Genomic DNA, 9,325 nt, shown 5'->3' on the forward strand with positions numbered 1-9,325 from the left:
CTTCATTAACTCCTACAACGATTACTAAATCGTTGCGTTAAGTATGCCTGATGCTCAACATCAGTTTCGTGTGTTAATGCCAGGCGTATATACTCTAATCGCCCAACGCAAAACTGAACACGATTTAAACTTAAGACGCTATCGGGGTATTGCTCGATTGCAGGAATTAATTCTTCTATATAAAAAACATTATGGGGTTTGGCACTTTTAAACACGGCTTCGTCACTAAAAACCACAATATTATGGATACACTGTGGCTCTATGAAATCAAGGGTCTTTCGAATGGCTTTAATGTGTTTATAATTCTGATGAATGGGATTTTGAAATTTGAATTTATCGTAATAGAGCGATTGAGACCAGCTTCGTGAGTTTGCTTTAGCGAATATCCATCCCTTGTAATGCTTTGTTTCTATAATGAATATGCCTTTTGTTGTAATTAGAATATGATCGATTTGAGTTGTGGAGCCATCCTCTAAACGTAATGTAATATTACTCAGAACATGCGCATCTTTGTTTTGGCAATACTTTGCTAAAGCGTGTCTGACTCGGGCTTCGCCATAATTTTTCCAATCCATAAACGTTTCTCCGTAAAATGCCACCTAAATGGAAAAGACCCCTTTTTATTTTGTCTACATTGCGTCTACATGACTTTTTTGAATTTTCTAAAAACTACCACAACTACTTGATTTTATTGGTGGGCCCACTAGGACTTGAACCTAGGACCAACGGATTATGAGTCATGCTTAATAATTTTAACCACTTGATTTTATTATAAATTTTGCCGAGGGTTTTTCCTACAAATGGCGTACTGTGTCGTACGATGTCGTACTCAAATACGACGATCTCCCGAAGGGGTATTTTAATCCAATTTATACTGAATTGGGAGTTGGTTTTAGTTTATTGAGCGTAAATATTACATTCCATTTCTAGCTGATTTAATGTCAAAGAGATTGATTTGATTAATCTTATCCTTATGGATGACAATGGTTAGTTTTGCTGGATATTTAAATCTCATCTCGCTGATCCGAAATGTCCAGAGCATGATTTTTAAAAGATCTTCATCACTAATATTCTTGTGACCTTTGATTCGGGTTATGCCCGAACCAAAAATTGTAGTTGATACATTTTGTTGGGCGTAAACTCTATTAACTTTGTCCCAGAAGGTAATCAGAAATTCTAAATACTCAGGCATAGTTAGGTTTGCTTTGTTGTTGCTATCAAATTTTGAGAATGCTGTTAGAAGGTAATCTTCATATACACATATTGTTCCAATATGATACTGAGTGGTTTTTCCAGATTTTCTGGGTACATTCGTTGCTAAAATCTCATTTTCGTCAAATTCATAAGTTTGAATGTATTCATCGAGTTCTATGGGGCTGATGTTCAGATGCTTGTTGATAAAAATGCCATTAATTGACTTTTGCGCAATCACTTTATCATCAACCAACGTATCAAAATATTCATTGAAAGCAATTACTTTGAACCCTTGTTGATTAAAAATATCTCCAACTTTGATATTTACAGCACTCCCTTCGATGTTTAAGTTTATATCTTGAAGGCTGTTGGCGCGATACCAAATTGCAATGTAAAGGATAGGTAACAATATCAAAAATGCTATACCATATTTGATGCGGCATTCGGCAGGTATATCAACAAAAATAACAATTGTTGTAATGACCATAGATATAACAGATATCTTTTCTAAAAATTTTCTAAATACTTGTGTATCAGTGATTTTAACCTTTGTCATTTTTATTTCTAGGCCTTCCGCCTTAAGTTTTATAGATGTAGATGTCCGCTTCTTTTTGGGTAGAAAACATGAAACCCTGATTTGTTAGAGCTTGGCGAATTACTTCTTTGTCCATGGGAATATGGAGTGTGGGGACATTTTTTATTGAATTCTTAAATATAGGTAATTTGTCCCATAAATTTTTTACGTCTTGTTTAAGATAACCATTAGTCAATAGACTTGCTTTGGAATTGTAATCAGGATAAACAACAATCACCGGTAGCTTTTGATCGTTGATTCCATAGTCGATTTCTTCTCTAAGTGCATTAGAGTTGGTCGTTGTTGAACTGAGAAATAAAATAATGTTCTTTGATACTCGAAGTCGTTCTCTTAGCCGTGGCTTCAATGTTAGTTCCCAACTACTGCCGTCGCGGACATTGTATGTCTTGTCATGTGAGTCAATGAAAGGGAAAGTAGCGTCTGCTCCCTTCCATAATTTTATGAGATTGTAGTAATAGAAGTCTTTTGTTGCATGCGCTCCTAATGAGCTGGTACTAAAAGGCTCAGCGACATAGAAGGCACAATAGTTTCCATTCCTAACTGACATTGACTCACCTATTATTTATTAGTCTGTTCCAATTTTTATTGGTTATTTTTATGAAAAATAATTGTCGGATAAATTGCATCTAAATTCAATTAATAAATGACCTACACTACCTTAATTTTTATCTTTTTTGTTGTATGTGGGGATTGTTGTGTAAGCCCTCAAAGAGGGCTTAATAGCTTGAAAAAACATGAGTCTGTCCATTATGCTCAACCGAACAGTAATCATTGATAAAAAGATCCCGAGCAAAAGCCTCAAAATCAAAATAGCAAATCAAACTATCCGGCATTTGATGAGCATAACAGTCATCAAATAACTGCCTGGCAAAATCAACCTCTGAATCATAACAACCTTGGTAATGATCCTCCAACATGGTTTGTGCATCATCTATCGAATAACCATAGAGTAGGGCTAAGCCAAGGTCTCCGTGCTCTTGAATAAATGAAGCGTACTCCACAATATTACTTATTGACTCATACTCATGAATTTTGATGCTGCCGAATCCTTCATAATCATGTATGGCGTATTCTTCAGCATTGGGTTCAGGGCTGTTATCCAGCATTTCCCAGATTTCTTTCATGATGTCATCTTCGCTTTGAGTAGCATCTATCCAAACGCCATGCAGGATGGCGTTGTTGTAAGAGGCCAAGCAGGCTACATAGATTGAAGGGGTGTCCATGGGATTATCTCCTTATGTGAATGGAGCAATCCCAAACGGGAGCTTGCTCCCGGGGTAGGGTATGATTAAAACGGAATTTCTTCTGAATCTGGTTGCAACATTTCACGCATCTGAGCCATGTGCTGTTCTGCGGTTTTGTTGCTGGATTCATCAGCTGATTTTGGTGGGTTGAGAAGCTGAATGTGACTAACAACAATGCTTAAGGCTTGACGCGCTTTGCCTTCATTGTCAGTCCATTGATTGGAATGCAATTTACCTTCGAGGTAGACTTGTGAACCTTTCTTTAAATATTCAGCGACTTTAGTCAGCTTTCCAAAAAACACCAGCTGATGCCATTCGACTCTGGTTTGCCATTCATCATTCTGTTTGAATGACTCATTAGTAGCCAAAGTGGCAGTGACAAAAGATTGTCCGTCTTTTCCGGCGATACTTTTAGGATCAGCACCGAGATTACCGATTAATTGAACGCGATTTAAAGATGCAGTCATTTTATTCTCCTGTTATTGTTGATGTAGGCGGCATAACAGAAAAACATCCGCATAAGCAGGTGGTTTTCTGTTATGCGGATAAGACTTTAATTACTTCAATTAACAAGCGATTCGTTGAGTATCGAACTGTTTGACAAAGGAGATCAGTGATTCCAATTTGTTTAAACTTAGCTCTGCTTGCTGAATGTCATGGGTGTTAATTTGAAGTCGGTGTCGGCTTAAATCATTCACACAACAATTCAGCTCAAAGAGCAAATGTTCAATCTCAAGTTGTACTGGTTCTTGGTGTTGCATAGTATGCTCCTTAGAGATCGGGAGGATTAGCCCCAAAAAGGACAGTTCATCCCAATTGGGTTATGCAAAAAAGATCACCGAAACATCGGTTGATTTACCTGGTTATTAATGATGATATGCTTAAAGCACTCCTCGGGCGTAAAGCCGTAATGACAACTCCAAATAGGGTTTCCCTGCTAATCGCTTTGCCATGGAATTAGGGAACAAGATGGCATATCACAAGACCTGGTGGTTTCGTCAGAATTGCACTGACTCATCAGTTGTGTTGCTTTCAGATTATCAAGCCAGTATTGGAAATCAAGATTTATTTCTTGTTGATATTAAATGAACGCAAATGAACTTATTATGCTCTTTTTATGCGATAGGAATGTGTTTCGATAGTCGGTGATTCATCGGCAGGATGTTGTTTTCATTAACTCTTACAATGATTACTAAATCGTTGTGTTAAATATGCCTGATGCTCAATATCAGTTTCTTGTGTTAATGCCAGGCGTATATACTCTAATCGTCCAACGCAAAACTGAACACGGTTTAAACTTAAAGCACTATCGGAGTATTGCTCGATTGCAGGGATTAATTCTTCTATATAAAAAACATTATGAGGTTTGGCACTTTTAAATACTGCTGCGCCACTAAAAACCACGATATTATGGATATGCAGTGGATCTATAAAATCAAGAGTCTTCTGAATGGCTTTAACGTGTTTATAATTTTGATGTATGGGATTTTGAAATCTGAACTTATCGTAATAGAGGGATTGAGACCAGCTTCTTGAGTTGGCTTTAGCGAATATCCATCCTTTGTAATGCTTTGTTTCTATAACGAATATGCCTTTTGTTGTAATTAGAATATGATCGATTTGAGTTGTGGAACCATCCTCTAAACGTAAAGTAATATTACTCAAAACATGAGCATCTTTGTTTTGGCAATACTTTGCTAAAGCGTGCCTGACTCGGGCTTCTCCGCAATTTTCAGCTGCCCTTTTACGATATCGTCCGGTAATATAACCAAATACTATACCTAGAAAAACTAATGACAATAAACTAACGATTTCAAGATCAACCATACATCTTACCTCCAACAAGCCCATTATTTTAACAGTGCCAGTCGGTATTTTCCAATTTGGTGAAAACCAAGAGCCTGGTATGCGCATATAGCGGAATTATCATTAGTGAACAAAATTGCTCTTTTGACTTGCCGGTCGGCAGCTTGTTTTAGACAAAGATACACAGCAATTCTGGCAAAACCTTTATTTCTTAATGAAGGCGGGGTATAAACGGGGCCGATCTGTACAATATCAGGTAGATTGGCATTAAATCCGCATAGGGAAGCAGGAGTGTTGTTTACAAATAAAACCCATCGATTTTGACTAAGCTGCGTATCTTGAATTTCATCAATAATGGATTGTTCAAGTGTGGGATTATCAGTATCGTCTCCGAGTGCTTCAATATGATAAGCGATAAGCCACTCTTTGATGATATCCATGTCGCAATCTTGTACTGGTTTAAGTGTGCAGCTATATGAATGAATCGTTTGAGGTATAGTCATTTTGTCGAGATTAAGTAAAAATAACTTTTCCTGATAATTAATGGCAAATAGGGGCGCTTCTAAGTTTAGCTTATCAATGACAAAACTGGCTTGGGTGTCTTCGCCAAGTATTCCAGCAATTGGTCTTGTTCTTTTAAGCTCAAATTCTTCTACTAAAGCTGATAATGCAGAAAAATTTTCAGTTTGCATCATCACATTACCATTCCAATAATGCGCTAAAACCCCATTAATTTGATTGTTTTCAAAGGAGCCGTAATATTCTCCGTGAAATGGCGCATCTTGGTAGGTAATTCCCGAGTGGTATAAATTGTTCCTAATGAACATGGTCGTTTCTTGGTAATGATTGAGATAGGATGACAATTCATCTATATCTAATTGGTCTAGCCTTTTTATCGCAATCATTTTTTCCTCGATATGATGAATATTTTTAATACACTTTTAAGACATATGCTAAGATAGCCCAATATTGGTTATTATTAAATACAAAATCTCAGAATATGATTACCTTACTTCCTCATAATCCTGCGTGGAAAGCTGCGTTTGGAATTGAAAAGCAACAGTTATTGCAATTGGATATTAAGAATATAATCCAAGTTGAGCATATTGGCAGTACAGCTATTCCTGGCATTTGTGCAAAACCAGTGATTGATATTTTAATTGGTGTTAAATGTTTGCGGGAATTTACTTCTGAGGATATCCAAAAAATTGAATCATTGGGTTATCGATATAACCAGGTTTTTGAATCAGTTTTTCCGCATCGACGTTATTTCCAAAAAGACAATGAACATGGTGAGCGAACGCATCAGATTCATTTGGTTAATTATCCATCTTCTTGGTATGCGAAGCATCTATTATTTCGCGATTATTTGTGTGCTTATCCCCATATTGCTAACGAGTATGAAGTACTTAAACTTAATTTGATTAAAATTCATGACAATACGATTGATTATGCCAATGCCAAGAATGAATTTTGTCAGGATATTGCAGAGAAAGCCTTTTTGCATTTTGGCATTAATAAACCATTCATTGAAACCTCACGTCTTATTGCCTTTATCCCTCAATTAGCGTGTCATGAAGACTACACAATAATGCTTGTAAACCCTGAGTTTATTCAATGTTATGGTGTTTCATACGATGAGCACCAGGCTTTATGCCGTTTGGAATCTGATATGAATCATTACAATCAACATGGTTTTGCTCCCTGGATGTGGTATGACAAGGAAACTCATAGCTTTGTTGGGCGAGGGGGATTAAAGGCCTTTATACTCGACGGAAAAGAGGAAGTTGAGTTAACTTATCAAGTAGTTCAAGCATACTGGAACAAAGGTTTAGCGCTTGAAATAGGGCTTGCATCATTGGATTATGCAGAAAAGCATTTAAATTTAGCTAGCACAATCTGTTTTACCGCATACAATAATTATCCATCATTGCGCGTTATGGAAAAATTAGGTTTTAAATTTGAGTTTGATTTTGAGCATACTGGGATCCCGCATAAGTTGCATCGAAAAACTACAATAAAGAAGCAATAGAGGCCTTAATGGGTAAAGTAAAAATTGACGCACACTTAGTCGAAAAATTAATTGCTGAGCAATTTCCACAATGGCAATCACTGCCCATTCACCCAGTTGCTCAAAGTGGTTGGGATAATCGAACGTTTCACTTAGGTGAAGAAATGGTGGTTCGTTTGCCTAGACATAAGGAGTATGAGCCGCAGATAGAGAAGGAATATCAATGGTTGCCTTGGCTCTCTAAACAACTTTCATTTCAAATTACCCGACCTATTGTTCTTGGAAAACCATCCTTAGCTTATCCGTGGCATTGGAGTATCAATCACTGGATTGAAGGGGAATCTGCCTCAAGACAGAATATTCATGATATAAAATGTTTTGCAGGAGCATTGGGAAAATGTTTAAAAGAATTTCAATCTTTAGATGCAAAAGGTGGGCCTCTGGCTGGCGCACATAATTTTTATCGTGGCGGTTCATTAAATGCCTATGATCATGAAATGCAACTTGCAATTCCTAAAATTAAAAATTCTCAAGAACAAAGTCTTGCAGCATCATTATGGCAGGAGTCACTTTCTTCTGAGTGGCGCTTGAGACCTGTTTGGGTTCACGGAGATCTAGCAGTTGGTAATATTTTGGTTAGTAACGGAAGATTACATGCCTTTATCGATTTTGGCCAACTTGCGATAGGCGATCCGGCATGTGATTTAGTAATAGCATGGAATTTTTTTTCCAGTGAAGAACGGGCTATGTTCAAAAATGAAGTTCAATTGGATAATGATACCTGGATACGAGCCTTAGGATGGGCGCTTTGGAAAACTTTATGTTGGCCAATTAAAGGTACTAATGTTAAACAGGTTTTGCATGAAATTTATACGGATTATAATGCGCTTAAATAAAAGTATTGGAACTATCCCATGATTAAAGTTCGAAAGTATAAGAAAGAGGATGCTGCTGTGTTAGCATCAATTTTCTATCACACCATTCATATTATAAATATTGGTGATTATACAGAAGCACAAGTCAATGTTTGGGCACCTGAAACATCGAAGGATACAGCAAGGTGGATGAAGAAATGGGAGAAAATATCCCCATTGGTCGCGGTTATTAATGAACAGCCAGTTGGTTTTGCAGAGTTTGAGTCGACAGGACATATTGATTGTTTTTATGTACACCACGAGTATCAGGGGCAAGGTATTGGTTCTCTATTAATGAAATCAATTTTTAATGAAGCTAGAAAACAAGATATAAACCGAATCTTTGCTGAAGTGAGTATTACTGCGCGACCATTTTTTGAGCTCAAAGGATTTAAGGTAGTAAAGCAGCAAACAATTGTGCGTCAAGGGGTTGAATTGAATAATTTTGTGATGGAAAAGATCTTTTAGAACAGCCTGTAAAAATTATTTCTTACATTCATATACAAATGCGGCATCACTATCGTCAGGATTAGAAAGACGGTCAAAAGTCTTTAATAGCCTAATTTCTCTAAAGCCAATATTTCGAAGTAATTCTAATAAAATGGTTTTATCATCATAGAGTCGAACATTAAATTTCTCTATTTCAGTGTGAATAATTTCATTATTTTTGAGCAATTCATACTTATCAATTGAATAGCAAACACTATCTTGTATAGTCGATAATCGACTTATCAGGATTGAATCGCCATCAGGCTTATTACAAACCATGCCGCGCCAAACACCCAACTGGCTCATAGGTGCGGAAAGAGATGATTCAGCTTCGAATAAGAGGATCCCATTGTCACGGAGGTTCTCATAGAAATTCTCAAGAGATTTTTTTATTTCTTCAAATCCTATGATATGACCAAAAGAACCGCTGGGAATAAAGATCAGATTATATTTCTCTTTCCCATCCAGATGACCTACATAATCCTGCCAGGTCTTGGGGTTAAGATTTCTTGATGCGGCTTTATCATGCAACGCGGTTAGCATATATTCGCTAGCATCAAAACCACTAACGTCAAAACCCTCTTGTATCAATGGAATCAAAAAACGCCCCGAACCACACATGGGTTCCAAAATATGCCCATCCGTTTCAGAAACATAAGATCGATAAAATAAATAAGCATCTTTGGGAGGCTCTGGCCTAATTAAGTCATAAAATTGTGTAGACAAGCCAAGATAGCTTTCAAGTTGTTTTGAATTCACAAGATTCCTTTTCTGTTTGCGTTGGTATTATCAATCATCACTCAAGTAATTGTTATATTACAGGGGCTCGTCTAATAGTAAAGGACCACTGTAATTAATTTTACAACAGACAGAGCAATTAATATGTTTAATTTTAAGTTGATTCTTTTATGAATCTTTCCATATTTTCCTTCCCATGATGTTATAACCTTTTCTTCGATTAGGTGGCTTTGTTCGTCATGATTGGATGATGAGCGTATGAGTTGATACATTTCAGTAATCCTAATTTACTGCCGATTTAACCGCGATTATACTACTTATTAATTAACCCAAA

At 36.8% G+C, this 9,325-nt stretch carries 12 protein-coding genes; 3 read left to right on the forward strand and 9 right to left on the reverse strand.

Annotated features, from left to right (window positions below; all coding sequences use genetic code 11):
• Positions 1-5 precede the first annotated feature (5 nt).
• The 8 genes from LDG_RS00690 to LDG_RS00725 all read right to left on the reverse strand — a co-directional run bounded on the left by LDG_RS00690 (position 6) and on the right by LDG_RS00725 (position 5,744).
• Positions 6-575: a nuclease-related domain-containing protein gene (locus LDG_RS00690; RefSeq protein ID WP_006869148.1), complete on the reverse strand. Its 570-nt coding sequence runs from the start codon at positions 573-575 to the stop codon at positions 6-8.
• A gap of 338 nt (positions 576-913) precedes the next feature.
• Complete coding sequence (locus LDG_RS00695; protein ID WP_006869149.1) at positions 914-1,750, reverse strand: macro domain-containing protein; 837 nt, start codon at positions 1,748-1,750, stop codon at positions 914-916.
• 22 nt (positions 1,751-1,772) lie between these two features.
• Complete coding sequence (locus LDG_RS00700) at positions 1,773-2,336, reverse strand: TIR domain-containing protein (protein WP_006869150.1); 564 nt, start codon at positions 2,334-2,336, stop codon at positions 1,773-1,775.
• 169 nt (positions 2,337-2,505) lie between these two features.
• Positions 2,506-3,012, reverse strand: a complete 507-nt coding sequence (locus LDG_RS00705; RefSeq protein WP_006869151.1) for an antirestriction protein ArdA — start codon at positions 3,010-3,012, stop codon at positions 2,506-2,508.
• Positions 3,013-3,077: 65 nt separating this feature from the next.
• The gene (locus LDG_RS00710; RefSeq protein ID WP_006869152.1) at positions 3,078-3,500 is read right to left on the reverse strand and encodes a single-stranded DNA-binding protein; all 423 of its coding nucleotides are present in this window, start codon (positions 3,498-3,500) and stop codon (positions 3,078-3,080) included.
• 99 nt (positions 3,501-3,599) lie between these two features.
• Positions 3,600-3,794, reverse strand: coding sequence for a hypothetical protein (locus LDG_RS00715; RefSeq protein WP_040534066.1), 195 nt, complete (start codon positions 3,792-3,794; stop codon positions 3,600-3,602).
• Between the two features lie 412 nt (positions 3,795-4,206).
• Entirely contained in the window at positions 4,207-4,860 is a 654-nt protein-coding gene (locus tag LDG_RS00720) for a nuclease-related domain-containing protein (protein ID WP_006869156.1), read from the reverse strand.
• Between the two features lie 23 nt (positions 4,861-4,883).
• Complete coding sequence (locus LDG_RS00725; RefSeq protein ID WP_006869157.1) at positions 4,884-5,744, reverse strand: GNAT family N-acetyltransferase; 861 nt, start codon at positions 5,742-5,744, stop codon at positions 4,884-4,886.
• 95 nt (positions 5,745-5,839) lie between these two features.
• On the opposite strand from LDG_RS00725, the gene LDG_RS18265 reads away from it, so the two are divergent.
• The 3 genes from LDG_RS18265 to LDG_RS00745 are packed head-to-tail and all read left to right on the forward strand — an operon-like array spanning position 5,840 to position 8,232.
• Positions 5,840-6,871: a bifunctional GrpB family protein/GNAT family N-acetyltransferase gene (locus LDG_RS18265; protein ID WP_006869158.1), complete on the forward strand. Its 1,032-nt coding sequence runs from the start codon at positions 5,840-5,842 to the stop codon at positions 6,869-6,871.
• 8 nt (positions 6,872-6,879) lie between these two features.
• The gene (locus LDG_RS00740) at positions 6,880-7,746 is read left to right on the forward strand and encodes an aminoglycoside phosphotransferase family protein (protein WP_006869159.1); all 867 of its coding nucleotides are present in this window, start codon (positions 6,880-6,882) and stop codon (positions 7,744-7,746) included.
• Positions 7,747-7,764: 18 nt separating this feature from the next.
• Positions 7,765-8,232, forward strand: a complete 468-nt coding sequence (locus tag LDG_RS00745) for a GNAT family N-acetyltransferase (RefSeq protein WP_006869160.1) — start codon at positions 7,765-7,767, stop codon at positions 8,230-8,232.
• Positions 8,233-8,247: 15 nt separating this feature from the next.
• Here the strand turns inward: LDG_RS00745 and LDG_RS00750 are convergent, their stop codons facing one another.
• Positions 8,248-9,012: a class I SAM-dependent methyltransferase gene (locus LDG_RS00750; RefSeq protein WP_006869161.1), complete on the reverse strand. Its 765-nt coding sequence runs from the start codon at positions 9,010-9,012 to the stop codon at positions 8,248-8,250.
• Positions 9,013-9,325: the final 313 nt, after the last annotated feature.

Origin of the sequence: Legionella drancourtii LLAP12 (assembly GCF_000162755.2) — a bacterium.
GTDB lineage: Bacteria > Pseudomonadota > Gammaproteobacteria > Legionellales > Legionellaceae > Legionella > Legionella drancourtii.